17 protein-coding genes are annotated in these 19,002 nt (G+C 71.9%); 12 read left to right on the forward strand and 5 right to left on the reverse strand.

Going from position 1 to position 19,002, the window contains the following annotated elements:
- Positions 1-30 precede the first annotated feature (30 nt).
- The 9 genes from sufD (at position 31) to dapD (ending at position 6,676) form a co-directional block, all read left to right on the forward strand.
- On the forward strand, positions 31-1,200 hold the full coding sequence (gene sufD / locus HUT19_RS30930) for a Fe-S cluster assembly protein SufD (RefSeq protein WP_176183606.1): 1,170 nt from the start codon (positions 31-33) through the stop codon (positions 1,198-1,200).
- Positions 1,197-1,520, forward strand: a complete 324-nt coding sequence (locus tag HUT19_RS30935; RefSeq protein WP_176183607.1) for a bifunctional 3-phenylpropionate/cinnamic acid dioxygenase ferredoxin subunit — start codon at positions 1,197-1,199, stop codon at positions 1,518-1,520. The genes sufD and HUT19_RS30935 overlap by 4 nt, the downstream gene beginning before the upstream one ends.
- Before the next feature lie 7 nt (positions 1,521-1,527).
- Positions 1,528-2,292, forward strand: a complete 765-nt coding sequence (gene sufC, locus HUT19_RS30940) for a Fe-S cluster assembly ATPase SufC (RefSeq protein ID WP_176183608.1) — start codon at positions 1,528-1,530, stop codon at positions 2,290-2,292.
- Complete coding sequence (locus tag HUT19_RS30945) at positions 2,289-3,545, forward strand: cysteine desulfurase (protein WP_176183609.1); 1,257 nt, start codon at positions 2,289-2,291, stop codon at positions 3,543-3,545. The genes sufC and HUT19_RS30945 overlap by 4 nt, the downstream gene beginning before the upstream one ends.
- Before the next feature lie 10 nt (positions 3,546-3,555).
- Positions 3,556-4,020 carry a Fe-S cluster assembly sulfur transfer protein SufU gene (sufU, locus tag HUT19_RS30950; RefSeq protein ID WP_176183610.1) on the forward strand — a complete coding sequence of 155 codons (465 nt, stop codon included), beginning with the start codon at positions 3,556-3,558 and terminating at the stop codon, positions 4,018-4,020.
- Positions 4,017-4,352, forward strand: coding sequence for a metal-sulfur cluster assembly factor (locus HUT19_RS30955; protein WP_176183611.1), 336 nt, complete (start codon positions 4,017-4,019; stop codon positions 4,350-4,352). The genes sufU and HUT19_RS30955 overlap by 4 nt, the downstream gene beginning before the upstream one ends.
- A gap of 287 nt (positions 4,353-4,639) precedes the next feature.
- Positions 4,640-4,960, forward strand: coding sequence for a multidrug efflux SMR transporter (locus HUT19_RS30960; RefSeq protein WP_176183612.1), 321 nt, complete (start codon positions 4,640-4,642; stop codon positions 4,958-4,960).
- Complete coding sequence (locus HUT19_RS30965; protein ID WP_176183613.1) at positions 4,960-5,499, forward strand: TetR/AcrR family transcriptional regulator; 540 nt, start codon at positions 4,960-4,962, stop codon at positions 5,497-5,499. The genes HUT19_RS30960 and HUT19_RS30965 overlap by 1 nt, the downstream gene beginning before the upstream one ends.
- A gap of 181 nt (positions 5,500-5,680) precedes the next feature.
- Complete coding sequence (gene dapD, locus HUT19_RS30970) at positions 5,681-6,676, forward strand: 2,3,4,5-tetrahydropyridine-2,6-dicarboxylate N-succinyltransferase (RefSeq protein ID WP_176183614.1); 996 nt, start codon at positions 5,681-5,683, stop codon at positions 6,674-6,676.
- Positions 6,677-6,693: 17 nt separating this feature from the next.
- Here the strand turns inward: dapD and dapA are convergent, their stop codons facing one another.
- The 3 genes from dapA to HUT19_RS30985 all read right to left on the reverse strand — a co-directional run bounded on the left by dapA (position 6,694) and on the right by HUT19_RS30985 (position 10,180).
- Positions 6,694-7,626 (reverse strand): 4-hydroxy-tetrahydrodipicolinate synthase, encoded by a 933-nt coding sequence (gene dapA / locus HUT19_RS30975; RefSeq protein WP_176183615.1) that lies wholly within the window; start codon positions 7,624-7,626, stop codon positions 6,694-6,696.
- 88 nt (positions 7,627-7,714) lie between these two features.
- The gene (locus HUT19_RS30980; RefSeq protein WP_176183616.1) at positions 7,715-8,188 is read right to left on the reverse strand and encodes a hypothetical protein; all 474 of its coding nucleotides are present in this window, start codon (positions 8,186-8,188) and stop codon (positions 7,715-7,717) included.
- Between the two features lie 141 nt (positions 8,189-8,329).
- Positions 8,330-10,180 carry an endonuclease/exonuclease/phosphatase family protein gene (locus HUT19_RS30985; protein ID WP_176183617.1) on the reverse strand — a complete coding sequence of 617 codons (1,851 nt, stop codon included), beginning with the start codon at positions 10,178-10,180 and terminating at the stop codon, positions 8,330-8,332.
- 832 nt (positions 10,181-11,012) lie between these two features.
- Between HUT19_RS30985 and HUT19_RS30990 the strand changes: the two genes are divergently transcribed.
- The 3 genes from HUT19_RS30990 (at position 11,013) to HUT19_RS31000 (ending at position 16,350) form a co-directional block, all read left to right on the forward strand.
- The gene (locus HUT19_RS30990) at positions 11,013-12,530 is read left to right on the forward strand and encodes a hypothetical protein (RefSeq protein WP_176183618.1); all 1,518 of its coding nucleotides are present in this window, start codon (positions 11,013-11,015) and stop codon (positions 12,528-12,530) included.
- 1,236 nt (positions 12,531-13,766) lie between these two features.
- The gene (locus HUT19_RS30995) at positions 13,767-15,203 is read left to right on the forward strand and encodes an alkaline phosphatase PhoX (RefSeq protein WP_176187494.1); all 1,437 of its coding nucleotides are present in this window, start codon (positions 13,767-13,769) and stop codon (positions 15,201-15,203) included.
- 64 nt (positions 15,204-15,267) lie between these two features.
- Positions 15,268-16,350 (forward strand): LLM class flavin-dependent oxidoreductase, encoded by a 1,083-nt coding sequence (locus HUT19_RS31000; RefSeq protein ID WP_176183619.1) that lies wholly within the window; start codon positions 15,268-15,270, stop codon positions 16,348-16,350.
- A gap of 57 nt (positions 16,351-16,407) precedes the next feature.
- On the opposite strand, the gene HUT19_RS31005 is transcribed toward HUT19_RS31000, so the two are convergent.
- On the reverse strand, positions 16,408-17,661 hold the full coding sequence (locus tag HUT19_RS31005; protein ID WP_176187496.1) for a TerD family protein: 1,254 nt from the start codon (positions 17,659-17,661) through the stop codon (positions 16,408-16,410).
- A gap of 785 nt (positions 17,662-18,446) precedes the next feature.
- Positions 18,447-18,914, reverse strand: coding sequence for an ATP-binding protein (locus HUT19_RS31010; protein ID WP_176183620.1), 468 nt, complete (start codon positions 18,912-18,914; stop codon positions 18,447-18,449).
- Between the last annotated feature and the right edge of the window lie 88 nt (positions 18,915-19,002).

A 19,002-nucleotide genomic window follows, 5' to 3' on the forward strand; every position in this document is an offset into this window, starting at 1 on the left:
AGAAGGCAGAAAGCGAGCAGTACGACAGCCATGGCTGAAACCATTCCCGCCGGATCCACTACGGACGGTGTCATCCAGGTGGGCCAGCCCACCGATGCGCGGGTCAGCGCCCCCGCGTCGTACGACGTGGCCGACTTCCCCGTGCCCCACGGCCGGGAGGAGGACTGGCGGTTCACCCCGCTGGAGCGGCTGCGCGGCCTCCACGACGGCACCGCTGTCGCCGACGGCGGCGTCAAGGTCGAGGTGAGCGCCCCCGAGGGCGTCACCGTCGAGACCGTGGGCCGTGACGACGCGCGCCTGGGCAAGGCCGGCAAGCCGGTGGACCGGGTGGCGGCCCAGGCGTACAGCTCCTTCGAGAAGGCGTCGGTCGTCTCGGTGCCCAAGGAGACGGTGCTCACCGAGCCGGTGCGGATCTCCGTGCACGGCGAGGGCGGCACCGCCTTCGGCCACCAGCTCATCGAGCTCGACGCCTTCGCCGAGGCCGTGGTGGTCATCGACCACACCGGTGACGCCACCCTCGCCGCCAACGTCGAGTACGTGCTCGGCGACGGCGCCAAGCTCACCGTGGTCTCCGTCCAGGACTGGGACGACGCCGCCGTCCACGCCGGCCAGCACACCGCGCTGGTCGGCCGGGACGCGAGCTTCAAGTCCGTGGTCGTCACCTTCGGCGGCGACCTGGTGCGGCTCCACCCGCGGGTGATCTACGGCGCCCCCGGCGGTGAGGCCGAGCTCTACGGCCTGTACTTCACCGACAACGGCCAGCACCAGGAGCACCGGCTCTTCATCGACCACGACACCCCGCACTGCCGGAGCAACGTGGCCTACAAGGGCGCGCTCCAGGGCAAGGACGCCCACGCGGTCTGGATCGGCGACGTACTGATCCGCGCCGAGGCCGAGGGCACCGACACCTACGAGCTCAACCGCAACCTGGTCCTCACCGACGGCGCCCGCGTCGACTCGGTGCCCAACCTGGAGATCGAGACCGGCGAGATCGTCGGTGCCGGCCACGCCAGCGCCACCGGCCGCTTCGAGGACGAGCAGCTGTTCTACCTGATGGCGCGCGGCATCCCGGCCGACGAGGCCCGCCGTCTGGTGGTCCGCGGCTTCTTCGCCGAGCTCGTCCAGCAGATCGGCATCCCCGAGCTGGAGGAGCGCCTGATCGCCAAGATCGAGGCAGAGCTGGAGGCGTCCGTAGGATGACCGAGATCTTCGTACGCGCCTGCGCCCTGGCCGAGCTCGAGGAGGACACCCCCAAGCGGGTCGAGCTCGAGGGCGTACCGATCGCGCTCGTCCGCACCGAGGGCGAGGTGTTCGCGGTCAACGACATCTGCACGCACGCGAACGTCTCGCTGTCCGAAGGCGAGGTCGAGGACTGTCAGATCGAGTGCTGGCTGCACGGCTCCAGCTTCGATCTGCGCACCGGCAAGCCGTCCGGGCTTCCCGCCACGCGCCCCGTCCCCGTATACCCCGTAAAGATCGAAGGGGACGACGTGCTCGTCTCCGTCACCCAGGAGTCCTGAGGCACCCATGGCAACGCTTGAGATTCACGACCTGCACGTCTCCGTCGAGGCCGAGGGCGGCCCCCGCGAGATCCTGCGCGGCGTCGACCTGACCGTGAAGCAGGGCGAGACGCACGCCATCATGGGCCCCAACGGCTCCGGCAAGTCCACCCTGGCCTACTCGCTGGCCGGTCACCCGAAGTACACCATCACCGGCGGCACCGTCACCCTCGACGGTGAGAACGTGCTGGAGATGTCCGTCGACGAGCGCGCCCGCGCCGGTGTCTTCCTCGCCATGCAGTACCCGGTCGAGGTGCCCGGCGTCTCCGTCTCCAACTTCCTGCGCACCTCCGCCACCGCCATCCGCGGTGAGGCCCCCAAGCTGCGCACCTGGGTCAAGGAGGTCAAGGAGGCCATGGAGCGCCTCCAGATCGACCCCTCCTTCGCCGAGCGCAATGTCAACGAGGGCTTCTCCGGTGGTGAGAAGAAGCGTCACGAGATCCTTCAGCTGGAGCTGCTGAAGCCCGCCATCGCGATCCTCGACGAGACCGACTCCGGCCTCGACGTGGACGCCCTGCGGGTGGTCTCCGAGGGCGTCAACCGCGTCCGGGAGTCCGGCCAGGTCGGCACCCTGCTGATCACCCACTACACCCGCATCCTGCGGTACATCAAGCCCGACCACGTCCACGTGTTCGCCGCGGGCCGGATCGCCGAGTCCGGCGGCCCGGAGCTGGCCGACAAGCTGGAGGAAGAGGGCTACGAGGAGTACGTGAAGGGAGGCGCGTCCACGTGACACAGCTGCCGGGCCTCCTCGACACCGAGGCGATCCGCAAGGACTTCCCCATCCTGGACCGCGTGGTCCATGACGGGAAGAAGCTCGTCTACCTGGACAACGCGGCCACTTCCCAGAAGCCGCGCCAGGTCCTGGACGCGCTGAACACCTACTACGAGCGCTCCAACGCCAATGTGCACCGTGGTGTCCATGTGCTCGCCGAAGAGGCCACGGCGCTGTACGAGGGCGCCCGCGACAAGGTCGCCGGCTTCATCAACGCGCCCAGCCGCGACGAGGTGATCTTCACCAAGAACGCCTCGGAGTCGCTGAACCTCGTGGCCAACATGCTCGGCTGGGCGGATGAGCCCTACCGGGTGGACCGCGAGACCGAGATCGTCATCACCGAGATGGAGCACCACTCCAACATCGTTCCGTGGCAGCTGCTCTCGCAGCGCACCGGCGCGAAGCTGAAGTGGTTCGGGCTCACCGACGACGGCCGTCTGGACCTGTCGGAGATCGAGCAGGTCATCACCGAGAAGACCAAGGTCGTCTCGTTCGTCCTGGTCTCCAACATCCTGGGCACGGTCAACCCGGTCGAGGCGATCGTCCGCCGCGCCCAGGACGTGGGTGCCCTGGTCGTCGTCGACGCCTCCCAGGCCGCTCCGCACATGCCCCTGGACGTTCAGGCCCTCCAGGCCGACTTCGTGGCCTTCACCGGCCACAAGATGTGCGGCCCGGACGGGGTCGGGGTGCTGTGGGGCCGCCAGGAGCTGCTGGAGGACCTGCCCCCGTTCCTCGGCGGCGGCGAGATGATCGAGACCGTCTCGATGCACTCCTCGACCTACGCCCCCGCACCGCACAAGTTCGAGGCCGGTACGCCCCCGATCGCCCAGGCCGTCGGCCTCGGCGCGGCGGTGGACTATCTGACCTCGGTCGGCATGGACAACATCGCCCGCCATGAGCACGCCCTCACCCACTACGCGGTCGGCAGGCTCCTGGAGGTCCCCGAGCTGCGCATCATCGGCCCCACCACGGCCGAGGAGCGCGGTGCCGCGATCTCCTTCACCCTTGGCGACATCCACCCCCACGACGTGGGTCAGGTGCTCGACGAGCAGGGCGTCGCGGTCCGGGTCGGCCACCACTGTGCCCGCCCCGTCTGCCTGCGCTACGGAATTCCCGCGACCACGCGGGCGTCGTTCTATCTGTACTCCACGCCGGCCGAGGTCGATGCCTTGGTGGAGGGCCTGGAGCACGTACGGAACTTCTTCGGGTAGGGGCGACCGCGTGAAACTGGATTCGATGTACCAGGACGTCATCCTGGACCACTACAAGCACCCCCACGGACGGGGGCTGAGGGACGGCGACGCAGAGGTACACCACGTCAATCCCACCTGCGGTGACGAGATCACCCTGCGGGTGCGGCTCGACGGCGAGACGATCGAGGACGTCAGCTACGAGGGACAGGGCTGTTCGATCAGCCAGGCCAGCGCGTCCGTGCTCAATGAATTGCTGGTGGGCAAGGAGCTGAGCGAGGCTCGCAGGATCCAGGAGACGTTTCTGGAGCTGATGCAGTCCAAGGGGCAGACCGTTCCGGATGACGCCATGGAGGAGGTGCTGGAGGACGCGGTCGCGTTCGCCGGTGTCTCCAAGTACCCGGCCCGAGTGAAGTGCGCCCTGCTCAGCTGGATGGCGTGGAAGGACGCCACCACGCAGGCGCTCGGCGAAACCGCTGGAGGGAAGACCGCATGAGTGACGATGTGACGACGACCAAGCCCGCCAGCGAGGAAGAGGTCCGCGAGGCGCTGTACGACGTCGTCGACCCCGAGCTGGGGATCGACGTGGTCAACCTCGGGCTGATCTACGGCATTCACATCGACGACGCCAATATCGCCACCATCGACATGACACTGACGTCCGCGGCCTGTCCGCTGACCGATGTCATCGAGGACCAGGCGAAGTCCGCGACCGACGGCATCGTCAACGAGCTGCGGATCAACTGGGTCTGGATGCCGCCGTGGGGCCCTGACAAGATCACCGACGATGGCCGTGAGCAGCTCCGCGCCCTCGGCTTCAACGTCTGATCCTGAGCGGCTTCGCCGCACCGTTCGCAGGGACCCGTGACCGTTGTGGTCACGGGTCCTTCGCGTGTGCACCGGTGCCGGTCCGGGCGCTCGCGGTCACCTTCCGAGCCGGTGGCGGAGCCGGGCCAGGGCGCGGGCCGCTCGGCGGCGGAGGCGCCGGACCCGCCGTCCGGCCCGTCGCCCGCCCCGTCGTACCGCAGCCCTCGATCATGACGGCTCCGCCGTAGCCGTCCTGGGCCGTCCGTGGTTGTGTACGGCCGTACGCATCGTTGTGTACGCTCGTACGTATGGGGTATCTGATGCTCTCCGGCGCGATCCTGGCCGAGGTCCTGGCCACGACCTCGATGAAGTACAGCGACGGCCTCACCCGGCTGTGGCCCTCCGCGGCGACCGTCACCGGCTATCTGCTCGCCTTCGCCCTGCTCGCCCAGACGCTCAAGACTGTCTCCGTCGGCACCGCCTATGCCATATGGGCCGGGGCCGGGACCGCCGTCATCGCCGTCATCGGCATGACCTTCCTCGGGGAGGCCGCGACCGCCGCCAGGGTGATCGGCATCCTGCTGGTCATCGCCGGGGTCGTGGTGCTCAACCTCGGCGGGGCGCACTGATGCCGCGCCGCTACGACCCCGGGCGACGGCAGCGGATCATCGACGCGGCGATCACCGTGGTCGGCGAACGCGGCATCGGCGGACTGAGCCATCGCACGGTGGCGGCCGAGGCGGACGTCCCGCTCGGCTCGACCACGTACCACTTCGCCACCCTCGACGATCTGCTGGTCGCCGCCCTCCGCCAGGTCAACGCCGACTGGCTGGCCGAACTGGAGCGCTGGGAGCGCGGCGTCGACCCCGATCGTCCGCTCGCCGGCGAACTGCTGCGGCTGATCGAGACGCTGCTGGACGGGGAGCGCGTCCGGCTGGCGCTGGAGTACGAGCTGTATCTCACCGCGCTGCGCCGGGAGGCGGTCCGGCCCATGGCCGCCGCCTGCCTGGACGAGATGGCCGCCCTGCTGGCCCGTCGCACCGGCGACCTGGGCACCGCACGGGCGGTGGCGGCGCTGCTGGACGGAGTGATCCTCCAGGTCCTGCTGACGGGCAGACCGCTGGAGCGGACCGAGGTACGGGCGGCGCTGGAACGGCTCACCGGCTGACCGGACACCGGGCGGCCGGAGCACGGACGCCAGACCATCGGGCGACCGGACCACCGGGCGACCGGACCACCCGCCGGAGGCGGCTGCCGGTGTGCGCGAGCGACCGGCTCGGGGTCGGCCTCCGGACCGGTTCATGAGACCGGTTCGCCTCCCGGGCCCGGCTCCGGTTAGCGTTCTGACCATGACCGACGCAGCCACCACCCGTACCGTCCGCTCCGGCGCCGTTGCCGCCGGCCTCGCCACCCTCACCGAGGACGGCACCGTTCTGGACACCTGGTTCCCGTCCCCCGAGCTGGCCGAGGCGCCCGGTCCGGCCGGGACCGAGCGGCTCGACGCCGAGCAGACCGCGGCGCTGCTGGGCGACAACGCCGTCAAGGCGCTGGGCCCGGACCCGCGCCGCGGGGTCGAGATCGTGGCCGTCCGTACGGTCATCGCCTCGTTCGACGACAAGCCGCTGGACGCCCACGACGTCTACCTCCGGCTGCATCTGCTCAGCCACCGGCTCGTCGCGCCGCACGGCCAGAACCTCGACGGGATGTTCGGCGTGCTGGCCAACGTGGCGTGGACCTCGCTGGGGCCGGTCGCCGTCGACCAGCTGGAGCGCGCCCGGCTCGCCGCTCGCGCCGAGGGCCTCCAGCTCACCGTGACCAGTGTCGACAAGTTCCCGCGGATGACCGACTACGTGGTCCCCGCCGGGGTCCGCATCGGCGACGCCGACCGCGTACGGCTCGGTGCGCACCTCGCCGCCGGGACCACCGTGATGCACGAGGGCTTCGTCAACTTCAACGCGGGCACCCTCGGCACCTCCATGGTCGAGGGCCGGATCAGCGCGGGCGTCGTGGTCGGCGACGGCTCGGACATCGGTGGCGGCGCGTCGATCATGGGCACCCTCTCCGGCGGCGGCAAGCAGACCATCGCCATCGGCGAGCGCTGCCTGCTGGGTGCCCAGGCGGGCATCGGCATCTCGCTCGGCGACGACTGCATCGTGGAGGCGGGTCTCTACGTGACCGCGGGCACCCGCGTCACCCTGCCCGACGGCAAGATCGTCAAGGCGCTGGAGCTGTCCGGCGCCCGCAACCTCCTCTTCCGCCGCAACTCCACCACCGGTGCGGTCGAGGCGCTGCCGCGCTCCGGCTCCTGGGGCGGGCTCAACGAAGCGCTGCACAGCCACAACTGACACGGCTGACCGCTCGCTCAGAGCGGATCGGTCCCGTCCCAGGCCGGCCCGGTCGTCGCCCGCTTGTAGGTGTCGGTCAGGCCGGCCGTGGTGTCGGCGTCGGCCGGGAGCAGCGGTGCCCGGACCGGGCCCCCGGGCAGTCCCAGCGCGTCGAGCAGCGCCTTGGCGGTGACCGCGCCGGGCAGCCGCGACATCATCGCGTCGATCAGCGGCGTCAGCGCGAGATGGCGGCGGGCCGCGGTGCCCGGCTCGCCCGCGTCGTACGCGTCCACCACGGCGCGCACCCGGCGCGGCGCCACGTTGGCGACCGTGCTGATGTACCCGTCGGCGCCGATCGCCCGCAGCGGCAGATTCTGCTCGTCGCAGCCGGAGTAGTAGGCGAGACCGGTCGCCGCCAGCACCTTCGCCGACTTCATCAGGTCGTACGCGCAGTCCTTCACCCCCGTCACCCGCGGATGCTCGGCGAGCCGCAGCAGGGTGTCGTGGGAGAGCGCGGTGCCGGTCCGGCCCGGGATGTCGTACAGCACGACGGGCAGCCCGGCCGCGTCCGCGACGGTGCGGAAGTGCGCCCGGACCGCCTCCTGCGGCGGGCGGCTGTAGTACGGGGTGACCACCAACAGCGCGTGGGCGCCCGCCCGTTCGGCCGCCCGCGCCAGCTCGACCGCGTGCCGGGTGTTGTTGCTGCCGACCCCCGCCGTGATCCGTGCCCGGTCGCCGACCGCCTCTGCCACCGCCCGGATGACCGCCTCCTGTTCGGCGTCGCTGGTGGTGGGTGCCTCACCGCTGGTGCCGTTCACCACCAGTCCGTCGCAGCCGCCCTCGTCGACGAGGCGGGTGGCGAGCAGTTGGGTGCCGTCGAGGTCGAGCGAGCCGTCGGCGGCGAAGGGCGTGATCATGGCGCAGGCGGTACGGCCGGAGGGGCCGCCGGTGCGGCGGTGGTGTGTGGACATGGGGGAAGTCTCATATCCACTGTCCTGTAGGTCCACTTCAGAGTTCTTCACCCTACCGTGCAGCATTACTGTCGGGTGAGTGCGTGGGCTACGGACTCTGGGCGAGGACGTACACTCGGGCGCCCGACTCGGTGGGGCTGCCCTCGCCAGGACCGTCGTAGACCACGTACACATCCCGACGTACACCCCCGTCGAGATCGGTGAAGGCCAGGTCCGCGTGGGAGGGCACATGGCTGGTGAGGCCGTCCGCGACCTCGCGGGGGATGACGGCGTTGACGCGGCCGGGGCCGCCGATCCGGTAGGTGGCGCGGAAGTCCTTGACGCTGCTGTCCTGGCCGCCGAGCACCCGGTAGCGCAGATAGGCGGTGTGCCCGGCGGTACGGCCCTCGACCGGTACGTAGAAGCGGCCCGCGTGCGGATTCTGTTCGGGCGCGAAACGGGCCAGTCGCTCGGCCCGGTCGGTCATCGAGGGGCGCGCGTCGCTGTCCGGCCCGAGGAAGAACCACATGCCCAGGGCACCGAGCAGGAGCAGCGTCAGGCCCAGGACTCCCAGCGGGATCATCCAGCCCGCCCGGTATCGCCCGGATCGGGTCGCGGGCCCGGTGGGTGACGGTGACATGCGGCCCCCTGACGCACAGTGCTCCGGAGTCCGGCGGGATGCCGGACTCCGGAGCACTCTAATCAGGTGCGTTCCACAGGATCTCTAGGGGCGCACACGGACGACCTGCGGGTCGTGGTCGCTGGACTGGTCCGCGAACTCGGAGTTGATGTGCACGATGTCGTAGTCCGGGCGGCGCAGCGCGCGGCTGGTGAGGATGTGGTCCAGCACCTGCGCATTGCCGTTGTAGACATAGCCGTAGCGCTCGGCGCGCGGCAGCCGCGTCACCAGGTCGGTGAGGACCCCGCCCTTGGTGAGCGCGCCCAGCGCGGGCGAGAACTGGTAGTCGTTGAGGTCTCCCGCGACCACGACGGAGGCCTTCGGGTCGGCGGCCAGCAGCTCCTTGACGAAGCCGTTCACCGCCTTGGCCTGTCCGGTGCGCTGGGTCTCCGAGGAGCGGGCCGGGGGCTGGAAGCGGCTGTCGAGACCCTGGTCGCCGCCCTTGGAGTTGAAGTGGTTGGCGACCACGAACACCGGACGGCCACGGAAGGAGAACTGCCCGGCCAGCGGCTTGCGGCTGTCCTTCCACACCTCCTCGCCCGGGGCGATACGGCCCGGGGAGGCCGACAGTGCGGCCCTGCCGTCCTTCTTCACCACCCGCACCGGGGTGGTGGAGTCCCCGCCCGGGACGTCGGTGAACGAGACCCGCTTCGGGTTGTAGAGGAACGCGACCCGGATGTTGCCGCCCGGCTGCCCGCCGTCCTGGTCGTCAACCGGGTCGATCTGCCGCCACTCGTACGAGGGGCCACCGGCCGCCGCGATCGCGTCGGTCAGCTTCTTCAGGGTGGCGTTCGCGCCGACGACGCCGTCGTTGGTCGGGCCGTTGTCGTCCTGGACCTCCTCCAGGGCGACGATGTCCGGCGAGGCGAGATTGCCGACCAGGGCGGCGGCGAGGCGGTCGAACTTCGCCTGCGCGGTCTTGGGGGAGAGGTTCTCCACGTTGTAGGTGGCGATGGAGAGTTCGTCCGACGTCTGCGGCCGGGTCCGCTCGCGCTCCGGCCCGTGGTCGGCGAGTTCGCCGAGCGCGGTGGCCGCGATCGTGTAGCCGCCGAAGTTGTCGTAGTCGAGCGGGCCCTCGGTGGTGCCGGTCAGCTCGTCGCCGACGTCCGCCACGGGGAAGGGGTGCTGGGCGTACGGGAGGAGGGACGCCACCTTCAGCCGCCCGGAGTTCGGGTCGCGGTAGGAGTCGTAGAGCGCCCCGCCGCGTGCGGTGCGGTGGTGACGTGGCTCGGCGGTGACCCACAGCTCCTTGTAGGTGTTGGTCGCCCCGACGACGGGAGCGTTCGCGACCGAGACCCGCATCCCCTCCAGCGACTCGTACCGGTCCAGCGCGTACGAGCGGGGCCGCAGCGGCAGCCCTTCGATGGAGCCGTCCGCGGTGTCGCCGTCGCCGTCGCCGTTGCCGTCCGGGGCGTACCGGTCGGGGACGGTGGAGGCGTTGAGCCGGAACGCGGCGGGCAGCGCGTTGCCGGAGGATCCGACCGTCCAGGTCGCCTTGGTGATCTCGGTCATCGACTGAAGCCCGGCGTCGGCACCGCCCGGGTAGTACTCGCTCACCGTGCCGGAGACCGTGACCGCGTCGCCGACGGTGACCGACGGCGTCGTCGACCCGGTGAACACGAAGATCGCCTCACTGGTGGTCCGGTCCTTGTCGGGGCTGGCGTCCTGCATCCAGAACCCGCGCGCGGAGCCGAAGGAACGTATCGCCGTAACCGTGCCGGGAACGTCGGTCACCTTCTGCCCGGCCAGCGGGGATATCCGGGTGCTGCCCTGGATGTCATGTATCCGTACCTCGGCGGCGGAAGCCGACGACGGCACGACGACCAGCCCGGCCGCGAGCGCGGAGGCGACGGCGGCGGTGACGGTGAGAGGTGCGCGCAGGGCGCGTGGGGACATGGTGATGGCCTCCGGAAAGGAGTGAACAGAGGGAAAATGGGCCTCTACGCGCGTCAATCTCGGCCCTGGCCAGGGCAGTTGTCAAGGGATGAAGGATGTATGGGGCGGGACGCGTGGGTGAATCCGCGGATCGTGGACGGGTACGGGCCGTCGGCCGTCGGCCGTCGGGCGCTTGGGCCGGTCCGGCGGGGCGTGCGTGTGCTGTGCGCGCCGCGGTAGCCGGAGGCGCCTCCGCCCGTGCGCCGGGCGCGACCGCCTCGCGCGCCGCGCGAGCCCGGGAACGGCCGTGACCGCCCCCGGCCGCGGAAACCACATCGGGGTGATGGCGCGGGCCGGGCTCCGGGGAGCGGTGGTAGCGCCCGGCCTCGGGGCTCGGTGGAGTACGGCCGGGCCGTCGGTCGGGGTTGACCGCGCCGCGGCGGACGTATGCCGGTGCGCCGCGCGGGTGCCCCGGGCCTGTACGGCCGGAGCCGGTGTAACACGGGGGCTTCGGCTCGGTCGGGGGGCGACGTCGGGTGGACCGGGTCGGCCGGTCCTCGCGGGCTCCGGGGAGCGGTGGTAGCGGTTCGGCGGTGTCACGGTGGGGCATTGGTGGAGGTGTGGCCGGGCCCCGGTCGGGTGTTGACCGGGTCCCTCGGGACGCGGTCAACAGCGCGCCGCGCGGGCGGGCCGGACGGGCCTCGCGCCGCGTCGTCGTGGCCGAATCATCCGGTTGCCGGGGCGCAGGGCCACATCGGGACGAAACTGCCCGCACGTTCCGTCTACGCTGGGGTCGGCCGCGTGTCCATACCGTGCCCGCGACATCCGCATCCCCGAGGAGATGACTCCGCCCATGCCCGGAGACCGCCCCACCATGCCGCCCGTGCGGCTGCGCACCGACGCGGAACTCGCGCGGGACGCGCTCGCCGCGCCGCTCCTCGCCCGCGCGGTGCGGCTCGCCCGCTGGGTCGAGCCGGGGAAGCCGGTCGGCTCGGGCGGCGTCCTGCCGGGGGACGATCTGCGCGCCGCCGTCGAGCTGCTCGACCTCACCGCCGACGAGAACGGTCCTGAGTACACCGCCCAGGCCTGGCAGCTCGCCGTCGACACCGGACTCGTGGAGATCCAGGAGAGCGACGACGAGGGCGACGAGGACGCGGGGGACGCGGAGAGCGCGGCGGGCGCTGACGACGACGGCACCCACGCCACCGCCGTCAGCGGTGAGGAACTGCGCCTGCTCACCCAGGGCAGCCCCCAGGACGTCCTGGACATCTGGCTCGACGGCTTCGAGACCGTCCTCGCCGACGCCGCAGCCCCCGACCTCGGCGACATCGTCGACCAGATCAGCGAGGGCGGCCAGCTCGACCTCGACGCGATCGACTGGAACCCGGAGGAAGAGGCCGAGTTCCTCGACGGGATCCTGGGCAACCTGTACATGCTCACCGCCCTCGACGAGGACGCCGCCACCGGCTTCGTCCCGCTTCCCGCCCTCGCCGCCTCCGTGATCGTCCCCGAGGACATGGACGAGCCCACGGACGACATTCTCGAAGAGGTCTCCGACGCGATGATGCGGCTGGACGACCAGTTCCGGCTGCTCGCACCGACCGGCATGATCGACTACCAGCCGGTGGACGAGGCGCTCATCGAGGAGGTCGACGGCGAGGGCCGCATCCAGGGCTCCGACGCGGCCCGTGCCGACGACGAAGAGGAGGACGTCTCCCGCTACGGCATGGTCCGGCTCACCCCGCTCGGCGTCTACGGCATGCGGTCCCGCATGGTGGAGGCGGGCATCGACGCCCCGGTCGTCGGCGATCTGGCCGACAAGGGCGCGGACGTGCTGCTGGACGCCCTGCCCGGCCACCCCGAGCCCGCCGCGCAGACCGAGGCCGAGCAGTGGCTCGGTCGTCGTACGCCGGAGGAGGCCGCCCGCGAACTGCTGGCCGCCGCCCGCGGCGACGACGAGGCCGCCCCGCTGCGCCGCCTCACCTGCCAGCAGACGCTGTCGCTGGTCGGGGCCGCCGCCGAGCCCGCGCTGCGCGAGGTGCTCGACGACCGCCACTTGGGCGGGCTGGCCCGGGTATGGCTGGCCGAGCACGGCGCACCGGGGGTGCCCGAGCCGTCGGAGGAGATGGTCTTCTGGCTGACGGTGGACACGCTGGCCGCGCAGCTCTCGAGCGAGGGCGACTCCGAGGAACTGCGGGAGCTGGTGCGCGGACTGGTCGACCAGTCCGGGAGCTTCTTCGACTCGGCGTGGCGGGTGGACCACCCGGCCACGGCGGATGTGCTGGAGGCGATGGGCCGTCTGCATCCGGACAAGAAGGCCGCCAAGGAAGCCCGCAAGGCAGCCTTCAAAGCCCGCTCCCGGCGGAGCTGAGCTACGCCTGGCGGCGGGCCGAGCTACGCCTGGCGGCGGGCCGAGCTACGCCTGGCGGCGGGCCGAGCTACGCCTGGCGGCGGGCCGAGCGACTTCCGGTGCCCCGGTGCCCAGATGCCCGACGAAACGCCGCCCGCCCGCCGGGTTTCCCGCCCCCGCGCCCAGCGAGGGCGCAGCTCGCGCTCCGCGTCGTCCGACCGCGCGGGTGCGCGGGCATCAGAGCGGGCTTGGCGATGGCCACCCCCGGTCCCGCGCCCGAACGCGGCTTTCGCGTGCCGGGGGTCCGGCGTCCCGCCCCGCGGCCCGCGCCAGCGGCACATGGTCCGGCGGCCCCACCCCGCCTCCGCAGCGCGAGGCCCTCACCTCGGTTCGCCGCCGCCCGCGATCGGTGGCTCGCACGGTCCACCACCTCGCGGCCCGAGGCCATCCACCGACCCCCGGCCGGGAGGCCATCCACCACCGACCCCCGGCCAGGAGGCCACCGACCCCCGGCCAGGAGGCCGCCGACCCCCGGCCGGGAAGCCGCCCGCCCCCGGCCAGGAGGCCACCGACCCCCGGCCAGGAGGCCGCCGACCCCCGGCCGGGAAGCCGCCCGCCGGCCAGGAGGCCACCGACCCCCGGTCGAGAGGCCATCAACCGTCCACCTCCGGCTGGGAGGCCACCGACCCCCGGTCGAGAGGCCATCAACCGTCCACCTCCGGCTGGGAGGCCGCCCACCCCCGGCGGGAGGCCACCCACCACCGACCCCCGGCTGGGAGGCCGCCCGCCCCCGGCCAGGAGGCCACCGACCCCCGGCCGGGAAGCCACCGACCCCCGGCCGGGAAGCCACCGACCCCCGGCCGGGAAGCCACCGACCCCCGGCCGGGAGGCCCTCCACCTTCGGCCGGGAGGCCACCGACCCCCGGTCGAGAGGCCATCAACCGTCCACCTCCGGCTGCAAGGCCGTCCACCTCCGGATGGGAGGCCGCCCACCCCCGGCGGGAGGCCACCCACCACCGACCCCCGGCTGGGAGGCCGCCCGCCCCCGGCCAGGAGGCCACCGACCCCCGGCCGGGAAGCCACCGACCCCGGCCAGGAGGCCACCCACCCCCCGGCCAGGAGGCGACCCAACCCCGGCCGGGAGGCCACCCGGTAATTCGGCGCGGTGATGTCGCGTGCCGTTCAACTGGTGTTCGGGCGGGGGCGGGAGCGTGGGCGGGCAGTCCGGAGGAGATGTCTGCCGCTCAGGAGATGAAGATGCCGTTCACCCGAAGAGATTTCGCGAAGCGTTCCGCGTACACCGGGGCCGGGGTCGCCCTCGTCGGCAGTGCCGGGGTGCTCGCCACCGCGCCCGGCGCCGTCGGCGCGGAGGACATCCACGGCGCGGACGCGGCGGACGCGGCCCGGCTTGGATACGGGCCGCTCGTCTCCGACCCCAAGGGGATCCTCGCCCTCCCCAAGGGCTTCCGGTACCGCATCATCACCCGCACCGGTGAGACCACCCTCGAGACCGGCGAGTCCACCCCCTCCAACCACGACGGCACCGCCACCTTCCCTGGGACCCGCGGCGCGACCCTGCTGGTCAACAACCACGAGCTGAAGGGCCCCCGTTCGGGCTGGCCGCACCCCGTGCCGCTCACCGAGGGGCTGGTCTACGACCCGGCGGCGTCCGGCGGCTGCACCGTCGTCGAGGTGTCCAAGCACGGCGACCACGTCAGCGAGTGGGTCGGCATCGCGGGCACCTCCACCAACTGCGCGGGCGGACGCACCCCCTGGGGCACCTGGCTGACCTGCGAGGAGACCGAGGACAAGGCCGGTCAGCACGGGATGACCAAGGACCACGGCTACGTCTTCGAGGTCGACCCGCACGACCGCCGCGCCAACCGCGATCCCAAGCCGATCAAAGCCCTGGGCCGGTACGCCCACGAGGCCGTGGTCGTGGATCCCAAGCGCGGCGACCTCTACCTCACCGAAGACGCCTCCGGACCGAACGGCCTCTTCTACCGCTGGACCCCGCCGCGCGGCTTCGAGCACGGCCGCGGCAAGCTCCGCACGCTCGCCGACGACGCGGGTGCGCTCCGCGCACCCGTGTGCTACGACTCCGGCGGCCGGTTCGTCGACGACCTGTCCCGCGCCACGAAGACCGGCACGGTCTACGGCGTGGACTGGGTGGACGTCCCGGACCGCGACGCGAAGTCGACGCCGGTCCGCAAGCAGTTCACCGACGGCCGGATCACCCGCGCCCGCAAGCTGGAGGGCATGTGGTGGGCCGACGGCGGCGCGTACATCGTCTCCTCGTTCGCCCGTGAAGAGAGCCCGGTCCAGCACGACGGCCAGGTGTGGTTCTACGACCCCAAGCGCCGCACCCTCACCCTCAAGGTGCTGCTGGGCGTCAACCCCGACCCCGCCGAGGACGGCGCCTTCGACGGCCCGGACAACATCACCGTCTCGCCCTACGGCGGACTGGTGATCGCCGAGGACGGCGAGGGCATCCAGCACCTGTTCGGCGCCACCGAGGACGGCCGGACGTACCCGATCGCCCGGAACGAGCTGAACATCGGCAGCGCGGAGGAGCCGGAGTTCAGCGAGTTCACCGGTGTGGTCTTCTCGCCCGACGGCCACACCCTCTACGCCAACATCCAGGACCCGGGCATCATGCTCGCGATCACCGGGCCCTGGCGCCGCCAGCGCTGACCCGCTCACGCTCCACCCTCGACGCGAACGGGGCCGGGAATCCTCCGGCCCCGTTCGCGTTGACGTGAGAGTGAGTTCCGATCGCGTCCGCACCACCCGCTTCTCCGTCCTGGACCGCTCCCGCACCCGCCAGGGCCGGGACCGGTCACGGGAGCTGCGCGACACCGTGCGGTTCGCGCGGCAGGCCGAAGCCCTCGGCTACCACCGCTTCTGGGTCTCGGAGCACCACAGCGTGCCCGGCGTGGCCGGTTCGGCGCCCACCGTGCTGGCGGCGGCCGTGGCCGGGGCGACCACCCGCATCCGGGTGGGCACCGGCGGGGTGATGCTGCCGAACCACCGCCCGCTGGTGGTGGCGGAGCAGTTCGGGGTGCTGGAGTCCCTCTACCCGGGCCGGATCGACATGGGCCTCGGCCGTTCCGTCGGCTTCACCGACGGCATACGGCGCGCCCTGGGCGCCGGCAAGGACGCCGCCGACGACTTCGGCACCCGGCTGGGCGAGCTGCTCGGCTATTTCACCGGGGACCAGCGCGCCCACCCCCAGGTCCACGCCCACCCCGCCGAGGGGCTGACCCTCCCGGCGTTCGTCCTGGCCACCGGCGCCGGGGCGGATGTGGCCGCGGCCGCCGGACTCTCCCTCGTGATCGGCGACTTCCGCGGCGAGGACACCATGCTGCGCGCGATCGAGCGCTACCGGAGCGGCTTCCGCCCCTCGGGGTGGTCGGCCGAGCCCTATGTGATCGTCTCGGGCAATGTCGCGGTCGCCGAAACGACCGAGGAGGCCCGCCGCTTGCTCGTCCCCGAGGCCTGGGCGATGGCCTACTCCCGCACCCACGGCGTCTTCCCGCCGCTCACCCCGCCCGAGGAGATCGAGGATCTGGCGATGAGCGGGAGGATGAGCGAGAAGGAACGCGGCTTCTGCGAACGGGGCCTGAGCGCCGGGCTCCACGGCACCGAGAACGAAGTCGCCGCCGCGCTCGACGGGTTGATCGGGCGCAGCGGCGCGGATGAAGTGCTGGTCACCACCAGTACGTACGACCGTGGGGCCCAGCTCGACTCCTACCGGCGGCTCGCCCGGCTGGCGGGCCTGACTGAGCCGTCGGTGCCGTCGGAGTCGTCCGAGCCGACGCGGTCGGCGGACGCCGCTTGATCTGCGCGGCGGTACCGACCGCGGCACGCTCCTCCGCCGCGGCTCACCGCCCAGCCCTCAGAGGGCCTTTCCGGCGGGCTTGACCATGCCGCGCACGGTCCGTGAGTCCACGTACTCACCCATCGCTGTCATCTCCCACTCACCCGAGAACTGCTTGATCAGCTTCGCCATCATCACGCCCGTGCGCGGCTCGGCGTGCGTGATGTCGAAGCGGACCAGCTCCTCCCCGGTCTGGCCGTCGACCAGGCGGCAGTACGCCTTCGCCACATCGGTGAACTTCTGGCCGGAGAAGGAGTTGACCGTGAAGACCAGCCCGGTGACCTCCGGCGGCAGTCCGCCCAGGTGGACGGTGATGGTCTCGTCGTCGCCCCCGCCCTCACCGGTGAGGTTGTCACCGGAGTGCTGGATCGCGCCGTTGAGAATCGCCAGCTTGCCGAAGAAGCAGGCGTCGATCTTCTTGCGGTCGACACCGAAGGCGATGACCGACGCGTCGAGGTCGATGTCCTTGCTGCGGAAGGCGGGCTCCCAGCCGAGGCCCATCTTCACCGAGCTGAGCAGCGGACGGCCGCCCTTGACCAGTGAGACGGTCTGGTTCTTCTGGAGGCTGACCCGCCCCTTGTCGAGGTTGATCTTGCCGCTGGACGGTGCACCGACAGCGGCGGGCGCGGCGGCCGGGGGAGCGGGCGGCGCGGCGCTCGGCGTGGGCGGCGGCGGGGCCTGGAAACCGGCGGGCGGACCGGACGGCGGCGGCGCCTGCACCGGTGGCGCGGCGGGCGCGGCCGGGGCCGGGGCCGTGGCCGGAGCGGCGGGTGTGGCGGGCTCCTCGACCGAGACGCCGAAGTCGGTGGCGATCCCCGCCAGCCCGTTGGCGTAACCCTGGCCCACCGCGCGGACCTTCCACGCACCGTTCCGCCGGTAGACCTCCACGACCACGAGCGCGGTCTCGGTGCCGAGCCGGGGCGGGGTGAAGGAGGCGATCACGGCACCGTCATCGGCGCCGCGGACGGTGGCGGTGGGCTCGGTGCCCGAGAACGTCGCACCCGGCTGGTCCAGGCTCGCGGTCACCACGATCTTCTCGATGTCGGCGGGGACGGCGGCGGTGTCGACGGTGATGGTGTCGCCCGCGCCCCCGGCGCCCGCGCGGTGGGTCACACCGGGGCCGGACGGCTGGTTGTAGAAGACGAAGTCGTCGTCGGAGCGCACCTTGCCATGGGCGGTGAGCAGCAGGCCCGACACGTCGAGCCGCACCGGGGCGGTGACGTCCACCGCCACTCGGGCGACGGGGAGGGGGAGGTTCGAGCCGGGAGTCATTGCGGTCATGACTGGGGTAACGAACATCCTCGCTTTACGGTTCCTTGACCTGCTCCGTCCCCGGACGGGCGTCGCGACGGGGCGCCACCGCCGCTTCAGCGCTCCTCCCACTCCGCCCGGTCCCCGCCGCGGGCTTCGGCGTACGCCAACGCCACCGGCAGTGAGGGAAGCGGCCCGCCCGCCGACCATCAGCGCTTTTGTCATTGTTCAGTGCTTTCGTCCGGCTTTCGTCCGGTTCAACGACGTCGACGCTTCTTCGCCGCGCGACGGCCTGGTGGTCGGTGACTACGCCAAGCAAGTCGGCGGTGTGGTGGCGCAGAGCTGGAACGGCAAGGCGTGGCAGTCCGCTGTCGCTCCGGTGCCCCGAGAGACCGAGGAAGGCCGATTCTGGGCCGTCGACACCCGCGCTCCCGGCGATGCCTGGGGAGCGGATGACGCCTCATGGCGCACATCCTCCGACCGAGCCCGTACTTGTGGGCTGCTCCAGCACTGGGACGGCAGCCGCTGGACGGCGCAGAGGCTCCCGGATATCGGCAAGGGGTACAACGGCTGGTCCTTGTCGGACGTCACCGCGCTCGCCGCCGATGACGTGTGGGCGGTGGGCCGTAGGTTGCGCGGGGAAGAGGGAAGCCGGGCCGGACCATCGACGTCACCGGCGATCACCCGGCTACGGGATCCCGGGAGGTGGGTCCCGGCTCGTGCTGACCGCGCGCCGGTAGTGGTGCGCGAGAGGGGGATGGGCGGGTGCCGGCCCATCCCCCTCTGCCGGTCCCAGGCTGATGACCTCAGTCCGCCGCGATCTCCGCCCAGACGGTCTTCCCCGGGGCATCGCCGGACCGGGGCACCACCGCCCAGCGCTCGGCGAGCTGCGAGACGAGGAACAGCCCGCGCCCGCTCTCGGCCTCGGGATTCGCCGGGTGCAGGGTCGGGCGCTTCTCGGCCCGGGTGTCCGACACCTCGATCCGGATCGGACCGGGCGTGAACGGCGGTGCGGTCAGCCGCAGATGGAAGTCCCGCCCCGGGATGCGCCCATGGCGTACGGCGTTGGCCGCCAGCTCGCCGGCGATGAGTGTCGCGGTCTCGTTAAGACCGGAGTCGTACGGGTACCCCCACTGGGCCAGCCGGTGCGATACGAGTCGCCGCGCGAGCCGCGCACCCCGCGCGGTCGAGGTGAAGCGCATGGCGAACTCGCCGGGGGCAGAGGGGGAATGTCCGCCTCCCGTCCCTCGTGTGGGGGCTTTTTCGGTCGTCATGGGTACGAGCCTTGCGGTGCCCTGCCTAGCCTGACCAGGAAGCGCGCGTGTACGGACAGTCCCTGTACGGACACGCGAAGTGCGGAGG

Origin of the sequence: Streptomyces sp. NA02950, assembly GCF_013364155.1 — a bacterium.
In the GTDB taxonomy this organism is placed as follows: Bacteria; Actinomycetota; Actinomycetes; order Streptomycetales; family Streptomycetaceae; genus Streptomyces.

Bases quoted from the DNA above. Each gene is read 5' to 3' on its own strand.
- sufD (WP_176183606.1), top strand. From the start codon at position 31: ATGGCTGAAACCATTCCCGCCGGATCCACTACGGACGGTGTCATCCAG.
- HUT19_RS30935 (WP_176183607.1), top strand. From the start codon at position 1,197: ATGACCGAGATCTTCGTACGCGCCTGCGCCCTGGCCGAGCTCGAGGAG.
- sufC (WP_176183608.1), top strand. From the start codon at position 1,528: ATGGCAACGCTTGAGATTCACGACCTGCACGTCTCCGTCGAGGCCGAG.
- HUT19_RS30955 (WP_176183611.1), top strand. From the start codon at position 4,017: ATGAGTGACGATGTGACGACGACCAAGCCCGCCAGCGAGGAAGAGGTC.
- HUT19_RS30960 (WP_176183612.1), top strand. From the start codon at position 4,640: ATGGGGTATCTGATGCTCTCCGGCGCGATCCTGGCCGAGGTCCTGGCC.
- HUT19_RS30965 (WP_176183613.1), top strand. From the start codon at position 4,960: ATGCCGCGCCGCTACGACCCCGGGCGACGGCAGCGGATCATCGACGCG.
- dapD (WP_176183614.1), top strand. From the start codon at position 5,681: ATGACCGACGCAGCCACCACCCGTACCGTCCGCTCCGGCGCCGTTGCC.
- dapA (WP_176183615.1), bottom strand. From the start codon at position 7,626: ATGTCCACACACCACCGCCGCACCGGCGGCCCCTCCGGCCGTACCGCC.
- HUT19_RS30980 (WP_176183616.1), bottom strand. From the start codon at position 8,188: ATGATCCCGCTGGGAGTCCTGGGCCTGACGCTGCTCCTGCTCGGTGCC.
- HUT19_RS30985 (WP_176183617.1), bottom strand. From the start codon at position 10,180: ATGTCCCCACGCGCCCTGCGCGCACCTCTCACCGTCACCGCCGCCGTC.
- HUT19_RS30990 (WP_176183618.1), top strand. From the start codon at position 11,013: ATGCCCGGAGACCGCCCCACCATGCCGCCCGTGCGGCTGCGCACCGAC.
- HUT19_RS30995 (WP_176187494.1), top strand. From the start codon at position 13,767: ATGCCGTTCACCCGAAGAGATTTCGCGAAGCGTTCCGCGTACACCGGG.
- HUT19_RS31005 (WP_176187496.1), bottom strand. From the start codon at position 17,661: ATGACTCCCGGCTCGAACCTCCCCCTCCCCGTCGCCCGAGTGGCGGTG.
- HUT19_RS31010 (WP_176183620.1), bottom strand. From the start codon at position 18,914: ATGACGACCGAAAAAGCCCCCACACGAGGGACGGGAGGCGGACATTCC.